The following is a 571-nucleotide window of genomic DNA, read 5'->3' on the forward strand; positions in this document are numbered from 1 at the left end:
AGAGAAAACGCCAAACGGTTTGGGATTTTATATCCAAAAATGCAGACCGCCTGCGGATTTATAGATAAGTAAAAAGTCTTAACTGTTAGGACTTTTAATGGCTTAAAATCCGTCACGGTGACGAGTTTTATTTATTGAAGACTGCCGACCGGCACTTTTAATAATAGGGTAAACCAAACGGTTTGGATTTTACATATCAAAAATCAAGCCTGTCTTTATTTTCATATTTCCGAACTGTTCGGATTTCTAAATTAGTATTTATAAATCAAAACAAATCATATCAATTAGTTAAAGAAAAGAAAACTCCGAACGGTTCGGAATTTTCAGGAACATGGGATGATTTTTGTAATTTACTTAATCTATCCGTCTATAAAGTAGATTTAGATATTCAAAATTTACAATCATTTGTTGAAGAATCCCTAAAATCTATGTCTCGCATGGGTATCGTTTTCCGTGAATTACGCCAATATCGCAAATTAAAGCACTTACAAAGGGTTAATAAATTAAATTAGAAGTCAAAAATATGGTACGCAAACCCAACCCAACCCCACAAAAGAAAAAATTGAACTAC

At 32.7% G+C, this 571-nt stretch carries 1 protein-coding gene; it reads left to right on the top strand.

Features of this window, described 5'->3' with window-relative positions; translation table 11 throughout:
- Positions 1-182: 182 nt before the first annotated feature.
- Positions 183-512 (top strand): hypothetical protein, encoded by a 330-nt coding sequence (locus tag ACGH6Q_RS12295; protein WP_411592990.1) that lies wholly within the window; start codon positions 183-185, stop codon positions 510-512.
- Positions 513-571 lie beyond the last annotated feature (59 nt).

Source organism: Gilliamella sp. BG2, from assembly GCF_046635645.1.
GTDB classification, from domain to species: domain Bacteria; phylum Pseudomonadota; class Gammaproteobacteria; order Enterobacterales; family Orbaceae; genus Gilliamella; species Gilliamella bombi.